21 protein-coding genes are annotated in these 22937 nt (G+C 35.1%); 4 read left to right on the top strand and 17 right to left on the bottom strand.

Annotation, left to right across the window (positions count from 1 at the left end):
- Positions 1 to 71: 71 nt before the first annotated feature.
- The 11 genes from J0L69_07995 to J0L69_07945 all read right to left on the bottom strand — a co-directional run bounded on the left by J0L69_07995 (position 72) and on the right by J0L69_07945 (position 11345).
- Positions 72 to 2696, bottom strand: coding sequence for a cation-translocating P-type ATPase (locus J0L69_07995; GenBank protein ID MBN8693122.1), 2625 nt, complete (start codon positions 2694 to 2696; stop codon positions 72 to 74).
- Positions 2683 to 3549: a restriction endonuclease gene (locus tag J0L69_07990; protein MBN8693121.1), complete on the bottom strand. Its 867-nt coding sequence runs from the start codon at positions 3547 to 3549 to the stop codon at positions 2683 to 2685. The genes J0L69_07995 and J0L69_07990 overlap by 14 nt, the downstream gene beginning before the upstream one ends.
- Complete coding sequence (locus J0L69_07985; protein MBN8693120.1) at positions 3546 to 3839, bottom strand: winged helix-turn-helix transcriptional regulator; 294 nt, start codon at positions 3837 to 3839, stop codon at positions 3546 to 3548. Before J0L69_07985 ends, J0L69_07990 begins: the two co-directional genes overlap by 4 nt.
- A gap of 84 nt (positions 3840 to 3923) precedes the next feature.
- On the bottom strand, positions 3924 to 4298 hold the full coding sequence (locus J0L69_07980; protein ID MBN8693119.1) for a heavy-metal-associated domain-containing protein: 375 nt from the start codon (positions 4296 to 4298) through the stop codon (positions 3924 to 3926).
- A complete protein-coding gene (locus J0L69_07975) occupies positions 4295 to 5170 on the bottom strand; it encodes a T9SS type A sorting domain-containing protein (GenBank protein MBN8693118.1) in 876 nt (291 codons plus the stop codon). Before J0L69_07975 ends, J0L69_07980 begins: the two co-directional genes overlap by 4 nt.
- Positions 5170 to 6882 carry a multicopper oxidase domain-containing protein gene (locus tag J0L69_07970; GenBank protein MBN8693117.1) on the bottom strand — a complete coding sequence of 571 codons (1713 nt, stop codon included), beginning with the start codon at positions 6880 to 6882 and terminating at the stop codon, positions 5170 to 5172. Before J0L69_07970 ends, J0L69_07975 begins: the two co-directional genes overlap by 1 nt.
- A gap of 11 nt (positions 6883 to 6893) precedes the next feature.
- Entirely contained in the window at positions 6894 to 7784 is an 891-nt protein-coding gene (locus tag J0L69_07965) for a T9SS type A sorting domain-containing protein (GenBank protein MBN8693116.1), read from the bottom strand.
- 109 nt (positions 7785 to 7893) lie between these two features.
- On the bottom strand, positions 7894 to 8280 hold the full coding sequence (locus J0L69_07960; GenBank protein ID MBN8693115.1) for a hypothetical protein: 387 nt from the start codon (positions 8278 to 8280) through the stop codon (positions 7894 to 7896).
- A gap of 203 nt (positions 8281 to 8483) precedes the next feature.
- Positions 8484 to 9710, bottom strand: coding sequence for a hypothetical protein (locus J0L69_07955; protein ID MBN8693114.1), 1227 nt, complete (start codon positions 9708 to 9710; stop codon positions 8484 to 8486).
- 4 nt (positions 9711 to 9714) lie between these two features.
- The gene (locus J0L69_07950) at positions 9715 to 10155 is read right to left on the bottom strand and encodes a Rieske (2Fe-2S) protein (protein MBN8693113.1); all 441 of its coding nucleotides are present in this window, start codon (positions 10153 to 10155) and stop codon (positions 9715 to 9717) included.
- The gene (locus J0L69_07945) at positions 10155 to 11345 is read right to left on the bottom strand and encodes a c-type cytochrome (GenBank protein ID MBN8693112.1); all 1191 of its coding nucleotides are present in this window, start codon (positions 11343 to 11345) and stop codon (positions 10155 to 10157) included. The genes J0L69_07950 and J0L69_07945 overlap by 1 nt, the downstream gene beginning before the upstream one ends.
- A 78-nt stretch (positions 11346 to 11423) precedes the next feature.
- On the opposite strand from J0L69_07945, the gene J0L69_07940 reads away from it, so the two are divergent.
- Positions 11424 to 12080, top strand: a complete 657-nt coding sequence (locus tag J0L69_07940) for a metal-dependent transcriptional regulator (protein ID MBN8693111.1) — start codon at positions 11424 to 11426, stop codon at positions 12078 to 12080.
- On the opposite strand, the gene J0L69_07935 is transcribed toward J0L69_07940, so the two are convergent.
- The 6 genes from J0L69_07935 to J0L69_07910 form a co-directional block, all read right to left on the bottom strand.
- Entirely contained in the window at positions 12077 to 12445 is a 369-nt protein-coding gene (locus J0L69_07935) for a DUF3703 domain-containing protein (GenBank protein MBN8693110.1), read from the bottom strand. The genes J0L69_07940 and J0L69_07935 overlap by 4 nt on opposite strands.
- Positions 12442 to 12582: a hypothetical protein gene (locus J0L69_07930; GenBank protein MBN8693109.1), complete on the bottom strand. Its 141-nt coding sequence runs from the start codon at positions 12580 to 12582 to the stop codon at positions 12442 to 12444. The genes J0L69_07935 and J0L69_07930 overlap by 4 nt, the downstream gene beginning before the upstream one ends.
- Complete coding sequence (cadA, locus tag J0L69_07925) at positions 12582 to 14573, bottom strand: cadmium-translocating P-type ATPase (GenBank protein MBN8693108.1); 1992 nt, start codon at positions 14571 to 14573, stop codon at positions 12582 to 12584. Before cadA ends, J0L69_07930 begins: the two co-directional genes overlap by 1 nt.
- 93 nt (positions 14574 to 14666) lie before the next feature.
- Positions 14667 to 15836, bottom strand: a complete 1170-nt coding sequence (locus J0L69_07920) for an efflux RND transporter periplasmic adaptor subunit (protein MBN8693107.1) — start codon at positions 15834 to 15836, stop codon at positions 14667 to 14669.
- 15 nt (positions 15837 to 15851) lie between these two features.
- Positions 15852 to 20228, bottom strand: a complete 4377-nt coding sequence (locus tag J0L69_07915) for a CusA/CzcA family heavy metal efflux RND transporter (GenBank protein ID MBN8693106.1) — start codon at positions 20226 to 20228, stop codon at positions 15852 to 15854.
- A 114-nt stretch (positions 20229 to 20342) separates the two neighbouring features.
- Positions 20343 to 20648 carry a hypothetical protein gene (locus J0L69_07910; GenBank protein ID MBN8693105.1) on the bottom strand — a complete coding sequence of 102 codons (306 nt, stop codon included), beginning with the start codon at positions 20646 to 20648 and terminating at the stop codon, positions 20343 to 20345.
- Between the two features lie 419 nt (positions 20649 to 21067).
- Between J0L69_07910 and J0L69_07905 the strand changes: the two genes are divergently transcribed.
- From J0L69_07905 to J0L69_07895, 3 genes are all read left to right on the top strand, one after another.
- Positions 21068 to 21523: a hypothetical protein gene (locus tag J0L69_07905; GenBank protein MBN8693104.1), complete on the top strand. Its 456-nt coding sequence runs from the start codon at positions 21068 to 21070 to the stop codon at positions 21521 to 21523.
- A gap of 10 nt (positions 21524 to 21533) precedes the next feature.
- Complete coding sequence (locus J0L69_07900; GenBank protein ID MBN8693103.1) at positions 21534 to 21818, top strand: hypothetical protein; 285 nt, start codon at positions 21534 to 21536, stop codon at positions 21816 to 21818.
- Between the two features lie 105 nt (positions 21819 to 21923).
- Positions 21924 to 22880, top strand: coding sequence for a hypothetical protein (locus tag J0L69_07895; GenBank protein ID MBN8693102.1), 957 nt, complete (start codon positions 21924 to 21926; stop codon positions 22878 to 22880).
- Positions 22881 to 22937: the final 57 nt, after the last annotated feature.

Here is a 22937-nt window from a genome sequence, read left to right as displayed (position 1 = left end):
GACAGAAAGCAGGACTTGCTATAATTAACACTATTAAAATCGTCAAAATTATTTTCATTCTATTATTATTTTTATTGTTGTGCGATTTTTAATTTTTTACCAATCTGAATTACTATTAAGGAAACTATACTTGCTCCAATAGAAATAAGCCAATCATAAATTGACATCTCATAAATTGATAGCACTTTCCTAACAGGTTCAATTGCATAGACGCCTAATAAAATTATTATAGAGAGAGCAATTGCACCCCATACATATTTATTCCTAAGTACTTCTGAATTGAAAAAAGATGTACCATTTCCCATATTGAAAACATGAAGTAACTGTGAAAATATAAGTGAGAAAAATAAAATATTGTTACATAATTCCGGGTTCCAAGTTTCTGTATTGTGAACTGTAAAATGACTAAAAAATACTGCTCCAACGCTAACTGCTCCAATAATAATTGAATAAAAGAAAATGGCTATCCACCTTTTTTTGTCAATGATAGGTTCATTCATGTTCCGTGGTGGTCTTTGCATTATTTCATTACTCCCTTCGGTAACACCCAAAGCAAGTGCAGGTAAAACATCCGTTATTATGTTAATAAATAGTATCTGAAGAGCGAATAGCTGAAAATGAAGATTAAATACAGAAGCAGTGGCAATTACTAATAGTTCACTCAAATTACATGAGAGTAAAAAGATCACGAACTTTCGGATGTTCTCAAAAATAATGCGCCCTTGTTTAATGGCAATTACTATTGATGAAAAGGAATCATCTTTCAATACCATGTCAGCTACTTCCTGGGAGACTTGCGTACCTCTTAAGCCCATTGCGATGCCTATATCTGCCTTTTTTAAAGCAGGGGCATCATTTACACCATCTCCTGTCATTCCAACAATGTTTTTTCCTTCCTGTAAAACAGCTACAAGATCCAATTTTTGTTTTGGGCTAACTCTTGCAAACACTTGCGTGTCCATCCAACTCAATTTTTCATTGACGGTCAAATGTTCAAAGTCTTTCATTTCTTTACCAATCATTGCTTTAAAATTGCCGTTGTCGGCAATGCCAAGTTTAACAGCAATATTTTTAGCAGTTGCAGGATGATCACCTGTTATCATTATAACTTTTATTCCTGCTCCTTTGCATTCTTTAATGGCTTCAAATACTTCTTCTCTCGGTGGATCTATCATTCCGAATAATCCAACAAATACAAGATTAAGAGACAAGCCTCCTTCAGCAGAAGCCAAAGGATTATATGCACCTGCAATCACTCTCAATCCTGAGTTTGCTAGCTCCTCCGCTTTTTTTATCCAAAGGGTTCTGTTTTCTGTATTAAGTTCTTTAATGCCATCCTTCTCTAAAATACGATTACAACGCAACAGCAACTCTTCTGAGGCTCCTTTTGCATAGGTGGTATTATTGCTTTGATCTTTATGCAGTGTAGCCATTATTTTCGTTTCCGAAGAAAATGGTTCTTCTTTTAATTTTGGATATTTTGCCCTATAGCCTTGAACATTTATGGAATTCTTTTCGGCAAATTTTAGTAGCCCTGTTTCAAGCGGATCTCCAATTTCTTTAACAGTACCGTTACTGTTTTGTAATTCAGCAGTATTACATAAAACAGCAATACGATTAATAATTTCTAACGCTTCAATATTATCAGCAGGCGTAACTATTTTATTTACTTCTATTTTATTTTGAGTAAGTGTGCCTGTTTTATCTGTGCATATTACATTCGTTCCGCCAAGCGTTTCAACTGCGGATAGTTTTTTTACAATTACATTGTATTTTGCCATTTTCATCATCCCTTGTGCTAATGCCATTGTAGCAACAATGGGCAAGCCTTCAGGTATAGCGGCAACTGCAAGTGCAATTGAGGTCTCCAACATTTCAAGGAATTTTTGTCCATTCAAAAGTCCGGCAACAAAAATAACAACTACCAACCCCACGGTAATCCAAATAAGTTTTTTGCTAAAATTTTCTAATTTTTTCTCTAAAGGAGTGGCTGCCTGATCAGCTGATTGAACCATTCGGGCGATATTACCAAGCTCGGTGTCCATTCCTGTAGTTGTTACAACCATAAACCCATTCCCTTTTGTTGAGAAAGTGCCTTTATACAACATATTGGTTCTCTCTGCAAGAGTTGTATCCCCATGCAATTTATCGGTTTGTTTCTCTACAGGAAGCGATTCTCCTGTTAAAGCTGATTCATCAATTTGGACTTGAGAAGCTTTAAAAATTCTTCCATCGGCAGGAATCATGTCTCCTGCCTCAATATAAATTATATCTCCCGGAACAATTTCCTCCGCATTTATTTCTTCTAACTTTCCATTGCGCATTACTTTGGCAGGAACAGCAGATAATTTCTTTAAGGCATTCATAGAGCGTTCTGCTTGGTACTCCATGTAAAAGCCTATAAGTGCATTGATTAGTATTACAATAAGAATAGCGATGCCATCTAATAACTCACCAAAATAAAAAGACAATCCTGCTGCGAAAACAAGAAGCCATACTATAGGACTTTTAAATTGACTCAGGAAAATGAGCCAAATACTTTTGTCTTTTTTTGCTTCAATTTTATTTGCACCATTCTTTAATCGTTTTTGTGCTTCTGTTGAAGTTAAGCCATTTGCAGCATCAGAATGTAAGGCAGTTAATACTGCCTCCGGCTCAATAGCGTGTGGATTTATATTTAATTTAATGCTTGCCATTATTCATTAGTTTATGGCAAAGTTGCTGCCCCTCTTCTAAAACCTTTTTAACTTTAGTTTCATTCATTCCAATATCATATAGAAGTTTTTCATTGGCACAAATTTCTGTACAGAGTACAATTTTCATTTCCAGTAACTTTTGTTTTTCAGCGCGAGTAAGCGTAGTAAGGCAGGTAATAGGGTATAAGCCTAAATCATCAATAATATCTTTAAGACTGTTTTTAATCGGGTAATCCCATCCTAAAAGTTTTAATCCGGCACAGTTTCCGTATTGTATGGCATCTGAGCTAAATTTTGTATTTGTTACAACCCATCCCTGATGGATTTTTTTATCGTGTTGGGGAATTTTTAGCCATTCAACTTCTACATCTTTAAAGCGAGATTGAATGTAAAGAGGTATTTTTACATCACACACAATCCCTTGCATATTATGGTATTTACACTCTATCATAAAATGATGATGATCCGCCAATGCAATCACATCTACTTCGTGAGTGACACATTTACCTTTTACAATCTCACCAACTTTTACCGAGTAGCCTTGCTCTTTTAGTATTTCTCCAATGAATCTTTCAAATGGATAGCCGGAAGGGCCTAATTCCATTATGCCTTGTTTCAAATGGTATCGAGCAGCCAAATGTTTAGAGCGATCTTTTAATTTATTAAATGCTAAACGATAGATTTTTTTTGTAGAAATTCCTTCATATAATTGACTCGAAACTTCTTTGAGTATTTCATCAGTTTGTTTATCATTTGCTCCAGACCGTATCAAAGAATTGCGGAGCTTATCCTCAATAAAAGGTGCTGTTTCTCCTGAAGCTTTTGTTACAAATATGCTTTTCTTATTCTTCATTTCTTGTGGAGCAATTTTTCGATACAGTTAAAAACCAAATTATTTTTGTTTAGTGAGTAGTAAATGTGCGAACCAACTCTTTCAAACATTAAAATCCCTTTATTTTTTAATATTGAAAGATGCCTTGACACTTCAGGCTGATTTAATTTTAACTGGTCACAAATCTGACTAACCGAAAACTTAATTTCTTTTTTTTGACCAAGAAGAGTTAAAATACTAATTCTATCAGGGTGTGCCATTGCTTTCAATGACTCCGATATCAATACTAAGTCGTGTTCTTTTTTTCTCATAGTTTATACATATTCAGATATACGAATATCCGTATATCTGAATATGTACTAACTGATATGCATCAAAGAACGATATGATTTATATCACTTTCTATCGTATTGACAGCATCCGGCTAACTCACTATAAGCCTTGTCGTCCCCTTTGTATTTTTCATTATCGTAACCAACCGAGGCAATGTTTTTTTGTATTTGATCCAAAGTGATCTTACTATTATCGTAAGTTACTGTCATTATTTTTGAATCCACATTCCAGTCAGCTTTTGTAATTCCATCAACTTTTAGAGAACTTTCTATAGTTTCCTTACACATTTCACAGTTCCCCCAAACCTTGAAAGTCGAAGTTGTTACCCCATCTATTACCTCAGTAGCTGTTGCGGTATTTTCAGATTCTGCTTTATTAGAGCAGGATGCAAGTACTACAACCATAAGGCTTGCTACTAATATTGTTTTTAGTTTCATTGGATTATTATTTTTTTGTTAATACTTGATTTATTGTTTCTACTTATTTTAATGAAATAGGCTCCTCTTGCCCATGTCATTGTATTTACTGTTACACTATTTGAAGATGATGTACAAAAAACTTGTTTCCCCAATATATCACTAACTGTTATTTCTACTTCAGATATATTGTTTTTCAATTCCACTATGAGCAATTCAACTGTTGGATTGGGATAAATAAGGACATCTTCCTGATTTATACTTTGTTCATTGATACCGATAACCGAGCCAGTGAATAGCAAGTTGTCCAAATAAATATAGCTTCCGTTCTTCGGACTACTTGAACTTGAAGACAAAATAATTAACGCACTATCAGGAGCATCTCCACTTTGATAATTCAAATAAGTACTGCCAACAAACCAAGAATGCGCCATTGCATTGTAATAGCTGGCGCCATAAGCAATCGTATCACGAAGCATAGTTGAAGTATTCCATTTAGTTAACAAAACTTTCACACTCGTTGAGTCCGTTGGATCATAAGGCATGTATTGGATATTGTAATTTAAACTTTGCGGCCTATTTGTAAAGGAGTAACCTGATAATGGCTTATAAGTGTTTGTGTCTAGTTTTCCTGAAACTGCAATTCCCGGAACGACTCCTCGGCCCGGAACAGTTTTAGACATTAAAAACAGGTAACTGCTGCCGGGATTTCCCGGAGTCCCTTGCGAACACGTAAATATTCCACTTGAAAAAGTTATTTGATTTAAGTTGTCCCAATTCGCAGGGGTCGAATATCCACTCATGGAATTCCATGTTTCAAAACTGTTGTTAGGAACTTGCCCAACAACAGTCTTGAATCCCAACATCAATATATAAATCAAATAAAATCTCATTATTCTACAATTATTTTTTTAAATGCTCTGCTTCCTTCTTGTTGAATTTCTATTAAATATAAACCACCTGACCATTGCCCAATATCAATTACCGTATTTGTATCTTTAATATCAGTTTGATAAACCAGTTTTCCAATGCTGTTGTACACTTTTACTTCAACAGGTTTCGGGTTGGATAACTGTTCAATATTTAAAAACAAAATATCTTTTACGGGATTCGGATATATTTTGATACTTAAGTCATTCAAAGCAATTTCATTTACACTTGTCAGGTTTGGTTTAACAATAAACTGTCCCATCATACCATCATCTTCATGCATTAAAATATGGCAATGGTACATAAATGGAATAATTGTATCTGCAAAGTCTTCGAATTTTGTAATAAACATTACCGAATCTCCTGGAGGGACAAGTACCACGTCTTTTCTACCTAACTCTTCCGCAGGCGGAGTACTTCCGTTTCTATCAAACAAAAAGAACTGCACGTCATGGATGTGAAAAGGATGAGCAACCATTGTTTCATTTACCAATTTCCAAATTTCAATATTGTTCAATGGAATCTCATAGTCAATGCGCATCATATTAAATGTGCTATCATTGAAATAAAATGGCCCATCCATTACCATTGCACTATCTGCTGTAAATCGGATAGTTCTTGTTACATTAGCCGATCCTGTTGGATAAGGATTATTTGTTGTTAAAGTTGCAGGGATAGTCGTAACCGGACTTGCAGTTTGAGGAACAACATTTATTTGCATGATATTAAAATCAATTCCGTTCAACGGGCTATCCATTGGTGGCCCACTTGGCATTGGCATTGTTGGCCCACCTTGTATTCCCATTGGAAGTTCGGAAGCATAACTCATTAAATAAATGGTTTGACCATTCATTCCGTTTAGGTCAAGTAAAATTTCTGCACGTTCGCCCGGTGCAAGTCGTAAACGTGTTGTGTTAACCGGAGCATTTAATAATCCACCATCACTTGCAATTATTTTGAATTGCTTATTTGCAGTAAATCCGAAATTAAAAGTCCGCTCACCTGAAGCATTTAAAATACGCATACGAACAATTTGCGCAGGACAGTTTGCGTATACAGTATATCCATAATTTGCTCTTGCTCCGTTTATCAAAATAGTTGAATCTTGCATACCGAGAGGCATTGCTTGATTAGCTGAATCGTATTGCTGACATTGAATTACTAATGGAAAATCATCCACTCCATATTTCCTTGGCAAATTTAATGCAGCTTCAATAGGATCTCTCACAATTATTAATCCGGCAGCACCTTTAATCGCTTGCTCTGCCGTTTTCATATGCAAATGTGGGTGATACCAGTACGTTGCAGCATTATCCATTACCGTAAATGTTGGATTCCAACTTGCGCTTGGTAATATTGGTGTGTGTGGCCCGCCATCCCATTTTGAAGGAAGATGAATACCGTGCCAATGTACTGTAGTTGTGTCACCAATCTGATTATTTACAGTAATATTTACATTAGCTCCTTTGTTAAATATCAATGTTGGACCAAGATAACTGAAGGAGTTGAATGCATAAGTTTGCGATTTATTTCCGGGAAAGAATTGCACACTATCTTTGTGCATGTTCAAAGTATAGCTCGGCCCTATTAAGGTATCAGGAATTACGAGTTGAGTTGTTTGGGCTGCTACATTAATGCAAAGCAGCCCCAAACATAGGTTTAATAGGTTTTTCATGGCTCTTAGTATTATTCTATTACTAATTTTCTTGTTTCAGTTGCATCCTCACCTTTTATTTTCACGAAATAAGTTCCTTTGGCAATACCTGAAATATTCATGTTTTGATTAGTTTCGCCTTGTATTTTTCCAAAATTTGTTGAACGAATTAATTTACCATTGATGTCGGTAATTTCAATATTTACTTGTTGAGCAGTTTTGATATTGAATTTAAAATTTACGTTCTCAGAAGATGGATTTGGATAAACTATCATATTTGTTACAAACGATTCGTGATTTTCAATTCCGGTTACTGATCCTGAAAATCCAAGATTGTCTACCCATAAATAATCATTAACTGTTGGCGCACTACCACTTGCTCTTAATTCTATAATACATGAATCGGGAACAACGCTGCTTAAATAGGTAAAGTTAATGCTAAAGTTAGCCCAACTCATTGCCATACCTGCAAGAGTTTGTGCAGCAATAGCCACGGTATCTCTTTTACTTAAACCTACGTTCCATTTTGTAAGAACTGCTTTAACTGACCCTTGGCTTGTTCCATAGATCATGTGTTGCCATTTTCCTGTAAAACTTACAGGTTGTAATGTGCAAGGGAATCCTGATTTCGGTTTCATTGTTATTGAATCTAATACACCGCTAACTGCGATGCCATTTACTACAGACGCACTAACTGTTTTAGAAGTTAACTTTAAGTACGAAGCCCCTGGACTTCCCGGAGTACCTTTAGTTGCTGTGTAAACGCTATAGGTAGCTGTTGTATTATTCATTGTTCCCCATCCATTTGGTACTTCATATGAACCAACTGTTGTAAAACTTTCAAATCCTGCGTTAGGAATTTGTGCCATTGCAGATGCAGATAATGCAACTACAGAAATTATTGATAAAATTGCTTTTTTCATTTTTATATTTTTAAATAATTAATAAACTAAATTGAGTACACGATTGAGTGCAAAGAACCAAGTCCCGGAGCTATTGGTATAGTCGGGATCTACTTAGTAAATCGGAAAATCAAATAATTAATACCCTATGCTTAAGATATAAGGGATTATCGTATAAGACGGGTGGAGCGTGATAATTTTCAACAATACACTCATGTGTATTGTAATGAAAATTGTAGGTGAAATAAGGAACTTCAAAGTCTGATATCTGTCCTTTAAAAGTTACTACTTTTAAAGAGGTATTCGAATTGTGTTTATCTTTTACCTTTAGATATTGTTCTTTATCATCGCAGCAGTCCTTCTTCTTCATTGAAGATCCGCAGCATCCGTCATCATCACTTGGTGCAAACAGAGAAATATATTTTATCTTCCCACCGCAATAATGCAATTGAATATTTACACCGCAAGCTAAAGTGGTGTAAACAAAAAGCAAGGTGAAGACTAGAATTCTTTTCATTGTATGACGAAAGTACAAAATTCGATTGAGATAAAAAAATGATACTTATTAGGTTTTCGTTACAATATACTTGTTATCAATCAGTTGCGTGACATGAACCCATAATGGAAAGGGTTTGAAAATTTGCCGCCTAGGGTCTGCTTAGCTTAGGCATATTAATACCCACCCACTAAATAGGAGCTTTTACTTAGTAAAGGATAATTTTAAAAATAACTGCTCACGCCAAATTGAATTGCACCTGTTCTTGCAGCAAGATTACCTAAAATATCTGTTTTCCATTCATAGCGGTAATTTAAGCGGAGGACTGTTTGTGGTGAAGTCCTGAAACTGATTGCTGGGACAATAGCAAAAATCTCATCTGCAATATTCCCTCCTGTTTCATTGAACGTACCAACGTTCCAATCAACATATTCTGCACGGATAGCTGCATTGAAACTTGCTTTTTCAAAACCAAACATTTTTTTCTTTATAATAGGTTGTACTATATCTATAAATCCCCCATGCTGTTTCTTTCCGAATTGTTGAGTATAAGTGTCAGGAACATCCACAAAAGTCCAAGCAAACTCTGTTGTAATTACTGTGTTTGCTTTAGGGATTGTGGTATTAAAATCGATAGCGAAAACGTCCGCTCTTCTTTTTTTGTCCAATACTAAACCATCTTCTTGAAATTTATTGTAAACCCCACCCATGTATGACAAACCAAGTTCACCAATTTTTCTATACCTGAATGACGTCTTTGCGCTTGTTAATGGCTCGCCATTAAAACTCTCTTCAAATCTATCAGGGTTTAATTTTGCAGCAGGAAGGAATGTTTTATTCTCTGCATTACCAATGATGTTGTCGTTTAAGCCATTAGTTAAATACAATTCATAAGCCCACACTGTATTCGGTTTATAAATTTTGCCATAAAAACCAAAGCCAACATTACTGAAGGTTGATGGTAACATTTGGGTTGCAGAGATTGGTCTATCAATAAATTCCCAACGTGGACCATCGTGGTTTTGATTAAATGCTCCAATTGGATTCATAATTATTCCTCCTCTAAAATTCAGCAAATGATGGAATTGAAAATCTAAGGCTGCAAATTCTATATTGATTTCTTTTGTCCCATCTTCGAACTCAATCTCTGTTAGGAACTTAATTTTGCGATGGATTGAGGATGACAAAAACAAAGTCATCCTTCTCATTTGGAATGAAAAACCTTCTGTTACTCCATCTGTAACTGCATATTGTGTGTTTGCTTCTGCATAACCTCCAATAGCAACAGGTATTTTACCGTATTGTAAGAAAGGACGATTATAAACTGCATCTAAATTCAATTGCATTTTTGATGTATCAGTTGGAGTTCTTTTTACTTTACTCGTATCTATTTGTGAAAAAGAATAATGAGTAGAAAAAAACAGAATTGTAAGGATAAATAAATGCTTCATTAGTTTAAAGTTGGATATAAATGTTTTCATGATCTGTTGAGGTAATAAATGATTTTAAGTTAGTTTCAGCAGGCCCAGTTGTTACTTCTCCTTTTGGATTAAACTCTGCGCCATGACAAGGACACACCATCATGGTTTCATGCGGAGAAAGTTCACAGCCTTGATGCGTACATTGTAAATAAAGTCCTTTGTATTCATTATCGTTTAATTTGTAAAGAGCAATAGGAAACTGCATTGTCTCCGGTTTAATTAAAATAAATTTTTGCTGAATAGTTTTTTCCTTTTTTATAACCGTAAACTCTGACTTTTTAATTACAAGTTTATTCTCCTTAATGCCTACGTTGGTAATGTATTTTTGTGGGGTACATGCCTGAAGCAACCATGATGCTCCAATGCTACCTGCACAGGTTAAACAAGCCGATTTAATAAAGTCTCTTCTTTCCATTACAGGCTTTCTAAAAATTTGATTAATTTTTGTTTATCGCTTTCAGATAAGTTTTGATAGTTGGTGTTGCTTTGTTGCCCTTCACCACCATGTAATAAAATTGCTTGTTCTATTGATGTTGCCCGTCCGTCATGCATTAAAAAATAATTTCCACCTTGAGAATTTTTGGATAAGCCCAAACCCCATAAGGCAGGTGTTTTCCACTCATAAGTTTTAGCAGAGCCCTCCGTGTAATTATCATCCAAACCACTACCCATATTGTGCAAAAGTAAATCGGTGTACGGAAAGAATATTTTATTTGAAAGAGCTGCGATTGGCGATGCTCCTGTTTTCAATTCTTCTTTGTGGCATTTATTACATCCTACCGAAATGAATAGTTGTTTTCCCGCTTGAACATCGCCATCGTTTTGATTTCTTTGGATTGGCACTTTTAAGGTTTTTAAATAGAATACAACATCATGCACCGTATTATTTGTTACTTCCGGATCAACTTCTAATTTTGAATAAGTATCATACGGTTCAAATGAAGTGTTTATGCCCATATCTTGATTATAGGCGTTTGCTGTTTGTTGCAGTAGGTCGTAAGCAGCTCCCTTTTTTCCAAACCTTCCGATATATTTTCCTCCTTGGGAAATTGCATTTGCTCTTAATTGGCAATAAGACGGAACATTTACCCAATTTGGAATACCTGAAATTCCATCAGCATTAGCATCTGTAGGATCAGATATGGCAATCAAATCTGCATCAGAAACAGCATCTAAAAATCCCAATCCGGTATTTGCAGGTGGAAGTATTTTAGAAAAACCTACACCGCTTGGTAAAGCTTCAGGTGTGTAACCGGGAATAGCTCTATTCTGTAATTGCGGTGCGCCAAAAGAAAGCCATTGATTTCCTGTACTATCTACTTGTCCGAATCGAGTTAAGGTTGTGAAAGGATGTCCTTTACCATCTCCTGCATGGCAAGAGCCACATGAATTGGCAACGAAAATTGGTCCGAGTCCATTTTGAGGTGTAAAAATATCATCATTGAAAGCAACATCTCCTTTTAGGAATTGCTGAGTCTCTGCGGTTGTTAAACCCTCCACAGGCCCATCCAATAATTCATCATCCTTTGGACTTGGTGGCATTATTTTCTTGCATCCAATAACTACCAATAGTAAAACAACTACTGTGAAAAGTGTTTTTTTCATCTTTTAAATGTTTTGGCAAAGCTGATTATAATTTAGAAGATTAAAATTATTATTTTTGGCATACCAAAAAGATAATTTATGAGACCAGAAACTATAGAGAATTACCTAAAGACCATATATAACCTGTCTTCCAATAATACCGCTGTTGTTAGCAACCAAAAAATTGCAGATAAACTTAGTTTAAACCCTGCAACCGTAACCGAAGGTTTAAGAAAATTACATGAATTAAAGTATGTAATTTATGAAAAATCATACGGTTCACGATTAACAACATCAGGTTCTAAATTGGCATTGGATATTGTTAGAAGGCATCGGATTTGGGAAACGTACCTCGCAAAAGAATTGGGTTTCGGTTGGGATGAGGTACATGCAATTGCTGAAGAGTTAGAACATGTAAACAATGCAAAACTCATAAACAAACTGGCTTCCATTCTTGGCAATCCAACTTACGATCCACATGGCGATCCTATTCCTGATGCGAAAGGAAAGATTCAAAAAAGTAATTTCATTAAACTATCCGAAACCAAAGTAAAAGGAAACTATAAGGTAATGGGTGTTACAGACCATTCACCAACATTTCTTAAATATTTAGAGAAACATCAATTGATTATTGGTGCAACTATTAATATAAAAACGATTGAGGATTTTGATAACTCAATCGTTCTTGTTTGTCAAAAAAAGGAAGTGAACATTAGCCCCAAGGCTGCTGAATGTATTATCGTTCAGTCCATTTAGCTTTTGTACATCGAGAGTATCTCTTGCAAATCAGAAGGTATCTCCATTGGTTTTAGAGGTGGTACATTTGCTCCGCCCGAATTCCCCAATGGAATCTCGCCTACAAAAGACTTTATACCGCCCACAAGTAACCGGGGAATTTGTCCGATGATTTCTTTAGTGTTTTTAATTTGGAATGCGAATAGCAACATGTGCCAATGCGCCTTTGAATGTTCAAAGGGATAAGCCTGACCAAGAATGTGCGCTCGTTCAAGATGTCGCCATGCGGTTTGTAAATCTCCCTTTGAAAATAGTTCTTTTGATTTTAATAATTCTCCATCTACGTGCTTTTTTAAGCCCTGAGGAATTTTATAATGCAATTTCATTTCTTTATTTTTTCAACTTCAATTTGTGTTTTCATTATCACTAATGCAGTCAAAGATAATTTCTCCAATTCCTCCTTTTTTGAAAGTGGATTATTGGTTAGAATGAATTTAATTATCTCGTCCTTTGAAATTTGCATTAATGAAATTTAATATTTTGTATTCTAACTGCGTTCAAAATTGCGACCAATGCAACTCCTACATCGGCAAATACCGCTTCCCAAAGGGTGGCTACTCCGCCTGCACCTAATGCGAGTACAATAATTTTAACCACCATTGCCATTGTAATATTTTGCCAAACAATTTTTCTTGTTACGTTTCCGATTTTTATTGCAGTTACAATTTTCGAAGGCATGTCATTTTGAATCACAACGTCAGCAGTTTCAATGGTTGCATCGCTACCTAATCCTCCCATTGCAATACCTGCATCCGCCAATGCAATTACAGGCGCATCGTTTACGCCATCACCTACAAAAGCAATCGTTCGGTTTTCGTTTTTTAAGGCTTGTACTTTGTTAACTTTATCTTCCGGTAATAAATTACCAAATGCATTTACAATATGCAATTCTTTAGCAACTTTATCTACTACGCTTTGCTTATCACCTGAAAGCATTACTACTTTTAAGTTTAGTTTATGCATATCAACAATGGCTTGTGGAGCATCTTCTTTTATTTCATCAGCAACTGTAATATAACCTGCATACTTATTGTTTACCGCAATAACAACTATACTCTCAACAATACTTTCTATTTCGGTATCGTAAGCTATATTAAATTTTCGGAGCAATTTCGCATTTCCTGCCAATATTTGTTTGCTATTAACAACTCCTTTTAATCCATGTCCTGCAATCTCTTCAACTGTTTCAACCACAGCCTTGTTGTTTTGAACGTGTTGTGTTATAGCTATAGCAATGGGATGTGTTGATTTACTTTCAATACCTGCTGCCAAAGTCAATAGCTCACTTTCTTCAATCCCAACTGCAACTATTTTTTGAACTTTAAAAACACCTTTGGTTAGTGTTCCTGTTTTGTCCATAACTACTGTATCAATCTTTGTCATCACATCTAAGTAGTTTGATCCCTTAAATAAAATTCCATTTCGAGATGCTAAACCAATTCCTCCAAAGTATCCTAAAGGAATAGAAATTACCAAAGCACAAGGACAGGAGATAACAAGGAATACTAATGCTCTATAAAGCCAATCGTTAAATACATAATCCTTTACAAAGAGTGCAGGGAGCAAGCAAATACCTATTGCCAAGAAGACAACAATTGGTGTATAGATCTTTGCAAATTTGGAAATGAATAATTGTGTAGGTGCTTTTCGTGCAGTTGCTTCTTGCACCAATTCTAAAATTCTTGAGAGTTTACTGTCTTGAAAAAGTGCTGTTACTTTTATTTCGGAAACAGTATTTAGGTTAATCATTCCAGCCAATACATGTTCACTTTTCCGTTTTGTATCAGGCTTACTTTCTCCTGTTAGTGCAGCTGTATTAAATGCAGATGTCTCAGAGATAAGTTCTCCATCTAATGCTACCTTTTCTCCCGGTTTCACTTGTATTACTTCTCCAATTTTTACTTCACTTGGCGATACTGTAATTGTTGACCCATTTCTTATTACAGTTACCGTATCAGGTCGAACATCTAACAAAGCTTTAATACTTCGTTTTGCACGTTTAACTGCTGCTGATTGAAATAACTCACCAACCGCATAAAATAACATAACAGCAACGCCTTCTGAGTATTCTCCAATAAAGAATGCTCCAATGGTTGCAATGCTCATTAAAAAGAATTCGGAAAAAAACGAACCTTTTGCGATAGAGTTTACTGCATCTTTTAATACAGGAATTCCTACAGGAATATACGCTACGATATACCAAACAAGGCGAACATAATTTTTAAAAAAATCCGGCTTTATAAAATTATCAAGAATAATTCCTGACATTAAAACAACAAAACTGATAATTGCAGGTAAGTATTCTTTCCAAGCAGATTCTTCCTCGTGGTCGTGATTATGCCCTTCATGCGAATGTTCTTCTGCTTTCGCATAGATTTTATCCTCTAACGTACAACAGGTCATTTTGCCCTGCTCATCGTAGGTGTGTTTATGGTTTGGATCTGTATTAATCATTTCTATTCTATTTTAATTTGGTGGGCGAGAGAACCTGGCTATGAAAAAAGTTTAATCAAACTTAAAAGGAACCAAGCCTCCGCCCATTATATTTTAATGCCCATGACCGCCTTCTTCCTCGCTGTTTTTTATTTTAGCGAGTATGTCGTATGCTCCGTTTATTACAATCAACGATTCATTATTCAAACCTTCCTTTGTTACAATTTCGGTGTATCCTAATTCACTTATTCCTTTTGTTACTTCAAACATTTTAAAGTGATTTGCTTCCTTTTCCGCAACAAAAACATAATCTTTACCTTCAAAATTAACAATGGCTTCATTTGGCAATGCAGATAAACGCTGAGTTCCTGCTTCAACATAAGCCTTTAAGTACATTCCCGGTAACAAATCTAAGTCCTCTTTATCTAAATGACAATGAATTCGTACAGTTCTATCCGTGCTAATTTCCCTCCCAATCAAATAAACTGTTGCTGTACGTTCTTCTGTTTCATTTGCTAAAGTAAAGCGCACTTTTTGTCCTAATTTAATCTTGGGGATATCTTTTTCAAAAACAGTTAATTCAGCGTGGAGGTGTTCTGTATCAACAATTTTAAACATCACATCGGTTGGATTAACATACATTCCAATGTTTACATTTACGTGTGTAACATAACCACTTATTGGGGAAGAAATCGTGATTGAGTTTTGCATGGTTTGGCTTGTTAATTTCTCTCCATTTATTCCAAGCATCATTAATTTAGATTTTAATCCTGCATTTTTTGCAAGCATACTTTCGTATTGTGATTTAGCTTGTTGTAATGTTTTTTGAGAGTTCACATTATCTTTCGATAATTCCTTTTGTCGGTTATACTCCAATTCCAAATATTCCAATTGACTTTTGGTTTCTAAAAAGTCCTGTTGCATTTGAATGTAATCAGGATGTTGCATTACTACAATCGCCTGCCCTTTGGTTACTTTTACTCCCTGCAATAACTCCGTGCTTTTTACAAAGCCTCCCATTGGTGCGGAAATGCTAACCAAATTTTGTGGTGGCACATCCAACATTCCATTCACTTTTATTGCACCGCTCAGGTCTTTCATCTCTATCTTACCTAATTTAAGACTGATTATTTTAACCTGTTCAGGTGTTAATTCAACAATACTTGCTTCTTCTTCATGGTGTTCTTCTTTTGTAGCTTCTTCTGATTTGCTTCCACATGAGCTAATAAGAACTACAGTAAACACAAAACCAAGTAGTTTATTTATAATGATTGTCCTTTTCATATTTCTATTTTTAAATTATTTTTTACCTAATAAGAATTCCAGTTTTATTATGCTTTGATTGTATTGATTTAAGCTTGATAGATGGTTTGTCTTAATTGTTAAAGCCGTTCTAATGCTTTGTAAATATTCCACATAACCAATCTCTCCGTATTTAAACCCTTTGTCTGCCTGTTTGATTATCAATTCGGCATTCGGAAGCGCACTTTTTTCATAATACTCCAAGGTATTCTTATCCTGCATATATTCTTGCAAGTATTGAGCATATTGATTTTGAACATTCGTTTGATATTGTTCAAAATTGCTTTCCATTACTTTTTGATTTAATCCGGCAGCTTTTACTTTAGCGGTTTGTGGAACAATCCATAGCGGAATTGAAACTCCAACCTGAAATCCTGTAAAACGCTTTGAAGCATCGTAATAGGTATCTGTTCCATTTGTATTTTGATAACCTATTAAAGATTGATTGAAATAGCCTAAAGTAAATTCAGGTAGCACCTTTGCAGTCTCCACTTTCTTCTGCTTATTGCTTATTTCAATTTGCTGTTTCATATAAAGCAAATAAGGATTTTGTGAATACGCTGTGCTATCTGACGGCAGGTTTAGTTCTATTTTCGTAATAGTCTTTTGTTCTATCTGCACAGGCACTTTACTATTCATTAATGCTTGCAACTGTGATTGATAAATAAAAACATTCGATTGATTTTGCGCCAACAAATTTTTTATTTCCATCAATTGTGTTTCAGCAGTAGTTTTTTCAAGTAGTGTATTTTCACCTGCTTTAAAACGACTGATTGATGCATTAGAGAAAGAAGTGAAGATACTATCCTGACTCAACAACAAATTTCTTTCAGCTTGCAGATACTCTAAATAATAATAGATCGATTTTACTTGATTTATTAATTCGTTTTGAGTTAACTGCAATTTTAATTCACTTCCCTTAATATTGGCTTTGTTCAATTGACTTTGGCTACTGAACAACGTTGGAAAGGGAATGCTTTGTGAAACTGAAATATTATTATCTGTATTAATGGAGTTGTATTGCCCATACATTAACGACACATTAGTTTTACCAATGTCTGTTGATGTTTTCTTTAAGGCTTTACTATAATCAATTTCGTAATTCCCGGCTTTAATACCTGCATTGTTCTTTAATGCTCCATCAATTGCTTGTTGCAAAGTAATTCCGTTATTCGTTTGAGCGTTGCTTAATGATGGTACTAACATTAACAGAATAATAATTGAAGCATTTACTTGAATGGTTGATTTTGATTTGCCAATTTTCTCAAAGAACCAATACAACACAGGTAATACTAACAAGGTGAGTAATGTTGCAGTTAGCAAACCTCCAATTACAACTGTTGCTAATGGTTTCTGAACTTCGGCACCCGATCCGTGCGATAATGCCATTGGTAAAAAGCCCAACGAGGCAACTAATGCAGTCATAATTACAGGACGCAATCGCACAGATGTTCCTTTCAGGATTATTTCTTTTATATCTGTCATACCTTCTTCTTTTAATCTGTTAAACTCTGCTATCAAAACTATTCCATTCAATACAGCTACTCCAAACAAGGCAATAAAACCAACCCCTGCCGAAATACTGAATGGCATATCTCTTAACCAAAGTGCAAATACGCCTCCAATTGCAGAAAGTGGAATGGCTGTAAAAATGAGAATACTTTGTTTGAAGGAATGAAAGGTGAAGAACAGTAACATAAATATTAAAAGTAATGCTACCGGAACCGCAATTGATAAACGCTGACGAGCCTCAATTAAATTTTTAAATGTGCCACCGTAAGTTGGATAATAGCCTGCGCTAAACTTTACTTCTTTGTTTACTCTGTCTTGCATTTCTTTTACAACACTTTCTATATCCTTTCCCCTTACATTAAATCCAACGGTAATTCTACGTTTGGCATCATCACGTTGTATTTGGTTTGGACTAATCTTAAATTCAATTTCTGCTAATTGTGAAACGGGAACTTGATTTCCGTTTGGTGCGGTAACAAACAAGCCTTTAATATCGTCTAAACTCTGACGGGTTTCTTTTTCCAAACGAACAACCATATCAAATCGTTTTTCTCCTTCATAAACATATCCGGCAGACTCTCCTGCAAATCCTGCTTTTATAACTTGGTTTACATCTTCTATATTTAAACCAAATTGTGCAATTTTATCTCTATCGAATTTTACTACTATTTGCGATTGTCCGGTCACCTGTTCAACATAGATGTCTTGTGCGCCATCAATAGTAGCTGCAATTTTACCAAGTTTAGTTGCATAATCAGTCAGCGCATTTAAATCTTCGCCATATACTTTTACAACAACATCCTGCTTTGCGCCAGTCATTAATTCATTAAATCGCATTTGTATTGGTTGTTGAAATCCAAAAGTAACACCCGGAATATCCTCCAACGCTTCTGCCATTTTCTCGGCTAATTCATCCCTCGTTTCGGCACTTGTCCATTCCGATTTATCTTTTAAGATTACCATTAAGTCACAAGCTTCAACAGGCATAGGATCAGTTGGTATCTCGCCCGAACCAATTTTTCCAATTACTTCTTTTACTTCAGGAAAATTAGCCTTTAATATTTTTGCTGCTCTTAATGAAGCTTCAATAGTTTGTGAAATAGAACTACCCTGTAACACCCTTGTTTCTACTGCGAAATCGCCTTCATCTAATGTTGGTATAAACTCACCGCCCATGTTTATAAATACTACAATGCTAAAAACAAACATCACCACGGCTGTAATTAAAACAGCTACTTTTCGCTTTAATGCTACGTGTATCATCGGCTTATAAATTTTCTGAAAGAAATCCATAATGCGGTCAGAGATGTTTCTTTTATGAACTGTGTTTTTATTTAAAAACAAAGCAGCTGCCATTGGTACATAAGTTAAAGAAAGAATAAACGCACCAAGAATGGCAAAGGAAACCGTTTGAGCCATCGGCTTAAACATTTTACCTTCAATACCAACCAATGCAAGAATTGGTAAATACACAATTAAAATTATGATTTCACCAAATGCTGCTGAACTTCTTATTTTAGAGGCAGACTCATAAACTTCAAGATTCATTTCATCTTGACTTAATTTTCTGCCACCAAATTTTTGTAACAGCGTTCTACCAGTTAGGTGATGTAGTGTGGCTTCTACTATGATTACAGCACCATCCACAATTAATCCGAAATCAATTGCACCCAAACTCATTAAATTGCCCGACACACCAAATAAGTTCATTAATGCTATGGCAAATAACATAGCTAATGGAATTACAGAAGCAACAATTAATCCTGCTCTAAAATTTCCGAGTAACAATACCAAAACGAAAATAACAATTAACGCTCCTTCAGCAAGGTTTTTAGTTACTGTACCAATGGCGTTGTTTACTAATTTTGTTCTATCGAGGAAAGGTTCTATCACAACACCTTCAGGAAGATTTTTTTCTATTTGTGCTATGCGCTCTTTTACATTGGAAATTACTTCCGATGAATTTGCACCTTTCAGCATCATAACAATAGCACCAACCACTTCGCCTTCATCATTGCGTGTCATTGCACCATAACGTGTGGCATGACCAAAATCTACGCTCGCTACATTGCGTATTAATACCGGAATTCCGTTCGGGTTTACTTTTACAACAATTTTTTCGATGTCTTCTTTCGTGCCTATTAAACCTTCACTTCTTATAAAATAAGCGTTTGGTTTTTTATCAATATAAGCACCTCCGGTATTTTGATTGTTTTTTTGCAAAGCTGTAAATACATCATTGATGCTGATATTCATGCTTCGCAGTTTATCAGGATTTAAAGCTATTTCGTATTGCTTTAAATAACCACCAAAGCTACTTACATCTGCTACGCCTTCTGTTCCCAACAATTGTCTGCGAACAATCCAATCCTGAATGGTTCGTAATTCCATTGGAGTATATATTTTTTCATATCCCTTTTTGGTATGAATAACATACTGGTAAATTTCGCCCAAGCCTGTGGTAACAGGGGCTAATTCAGGAATACCAACTCCTTGCGGAATAATAGTTTTGGCTTCATTGAGGCGTTCGTTAACCTGCTGACGAGCCCAATATACATCGATATCATCTTTAAATACAATTGTTACAACGGATAAGCCAAAGCGTGAAAATGAACGCACTTCCTCAATGCCCGGAATGTTTGCCATTGTTTGTTCCACCGGAAAGGTTACCAATCTTTCAATATCTTCTGCTGCCAATGATGGCGACACGGTAATAACCTGTACTTGATTATTTGTAATATCAGGTACAGCATCTATCGGGAGTTTAGTTACTGAGTAACTTCCCCAAATGATAAGCGCAAACGTAAGCAGGCCTATTATCATTTTGTTTTTTATAGAAAAGTGTATGACTTTATCTAACATAGTTTATAATTGATAATATAAATAAGACGCTAAACCTTATTTATTTGGTTAATACATAAAATGAGAATAGTGCAGGGATTTCCTACACAGAATCAGTAATTACTGAAGAAAAAATTAAGCAAGTTTTGGGGGTTGCCAAATGGCAATAACCGCAGAGGAAATTTCCGATTCAGGATTAACCGTGTAAATGGAATTAATTTCTGCTATTTGAGTGTGTATGGTTTGAAAAGGTTTAACCACAAAATGTGTAGCACAGCATGAACATACACAAAACGGAGTACAGACTTCATCCTGATGATCTTCGGTATTTTGAGAAGTTTGATTGTGTTTTATTTCATTACAATCATCCTTGTCTCCACAAGGCACAACAGCAAGTGAAATAAAATAGAAACAAAATAATATGTAAAATGCTCTTTTCAACGGAACAAATATACAGATTTTAAAAATACGGTACAAATAAGTGGTTTAGAGGTGTTTACTAAGGGTTTTGTTGACCAAGACAAAAGTTTCCGATTCAAGTACCTAAACATCTTTATATAGCATTTGAAAGCACTTCTCGGCAGTTTCCGCCCAAATCGGTAAAGCGAGTTAAACCCCTGCCGTTACTTTACGCTAAAATCGAAAAACTTTAGAAAAGATTATAAAACAAACGAAAAAGATTGCAATGAACGTCAAAAATGCGGAAAGCGTAAAATACACTTGTTGCATCTTTGTTTTTGTAAACGATAAACGCCAATACCGTTCAATAAGAACCAATAAGGTTCAATACGTTCGGGAATCGGCAAACAGTAAAATACAGTAAACGACCTTTGAATTTTTAAACGTAAAATACAATAGCCATGAAAGAAACGAAAGGAGAAAAAACAGAACAAAAACAAAACGGAAACAAGACCGAAAAAACTTTATCAGGAACAGATGCCGAAAAAGGTGCTTGGGAAAAAGCAGCAGATACCATTGCCGGAGACAATAAATTAATGGGATCTGTTTTAAAACTTGTATTAAGTCCTATTACACTATTGGTTGGTGTCGGTTTATTGATCTATGCCTTTATAAAATTAAAAGGACAAAAGGAGGAAATCGAAAAACTGAAAGCAGAAAACCTTAAGCTAAAAGAAGACTACACGGAGCTTGAGGAGGATCTTGAAAAAGTAAAGAAGAAATACAAGAAGATAAAAGTGTTATCGGAAACAGAAACGGAGAATCCCCATTTAGGAATCGGGATGAATGCAATCAGAGACGTTTTACCAATAACGCAACCGGAGAAAAAGAAAACATATGAAACCGCTTATTTATAAAACTAAACAAATGGAAAATAAATTGATTTTAAAACGCTATAAAGTACCGGAAGATTTGCTCATGGATATTTTACGCATTTTGTTTGGTAACAATATCAAGCATCAAATTATTGGAATTCAGGAGCGACAAAACATTGTATTGCTAAATGTGAATTTTGATTTAAACTCTATTAAGAGTAGAGAAGCAAAGGAAAACATGGAAGGCATATTAACTGATTACAGCGAATACATGAAAGGTTTGCTTGGCGATACAGTTTTGATGTTGGATGAAGAAGATGATGAAAACGAATTTTAAACTAATTAGAATTTAAAAAGAATGGAAAGCACCTGTTTACATTGTGGAGAGCATTTTACGGCAATACGGTCGAGCAAAAAATATTGTAGCGATAACTGTAAGCAAATGGCATACTTTAAAAGAAATGGCTTGGTGCTTTCGGGAACAACGGAATTAGAACCAAGTTTAAAAATGCCAGTAGTTAGCGTAAAGCCTGTTACTACTGATGAAGTTAACGTAAAATACGATAAGGAAAAAGATACCGTAAAATACGCTAATGAAGAGCTTAACGTAAAATACGATAAAGATGAGCGAAGTGAATTTGAATTTGTACCGCTTGCGGATGCAGAAGAAGAAGAAGAAGAAGAAACCGAAATAGCAGAATCAAATAATGTAAGAGAGATTGAAAAGGATACTCAGAAAGTTGAACCAATTAAAAGTTCTTTAAATATTGAGAAAGAACAGCAAGAAGAAAATGAACCACGTTATAAATGGATCAACAGTAAACTCATTAGTTTAATTGAAAAAAAATACGAGCAAAATTCCGGAGGTATTAAAATAAAAGAGCCTTTTGATTATTGGGAATACGAAGATGCAAAACGTATTGTTTGGGTAAACACTCGCTTTAGATGTTTAGCCGAAGGATTAATAAAGCTTAGTAACTATAGCCGGATAGACCAGCACACCTTGCTTTGTGTAACGGATGCATTTAAGCGATTGGTTACAAGTGCAACTTTTAACAAGCTTCCAAATGATTATTCTTTTAAGGAATTAATTATTGAACTCTTTCTCGGACTAAATAAAACGATAGAAGAAAAGAGACATTTAAAAATGCTTGCTTTCAAATTAATAAAGGAAAGAAAAGCGCATCTGATTTGCATTAGGCATCAATTAATGCGTCACACAACTGAAATAAAATTTTCCGAAATAGATTTTATTGAAGAGAAACCGCATCAAGAAAAAGCGCAACAATTCATCTCCGGTAAAAATGAAGCGGAAAAGAAAAGTGATTGGAGGTACAGATACGAAGCATTGAAGAAACAAGGATTATTAAAAAGTCAACAACAAAATAAAGCTGCATAACATGAAACAAAAAATAAAAATCCGATCACCTTGCCAAATTTTAGAATACTAAAATGT

It is taken from the genome of Bacteroidota bacterium, assembly GCA_017303905.1.
Lineage (GTDB): Bacteria > Bacteroidota > Bacteroidia > B-17B0 > Aurantibacillaceae > JAHEYG01.
The sequence above is the reverse complement of the archived record's forward strand: the minus strand, read 5'-3'. Positions and strand labels throughout refer to the sequence as shown.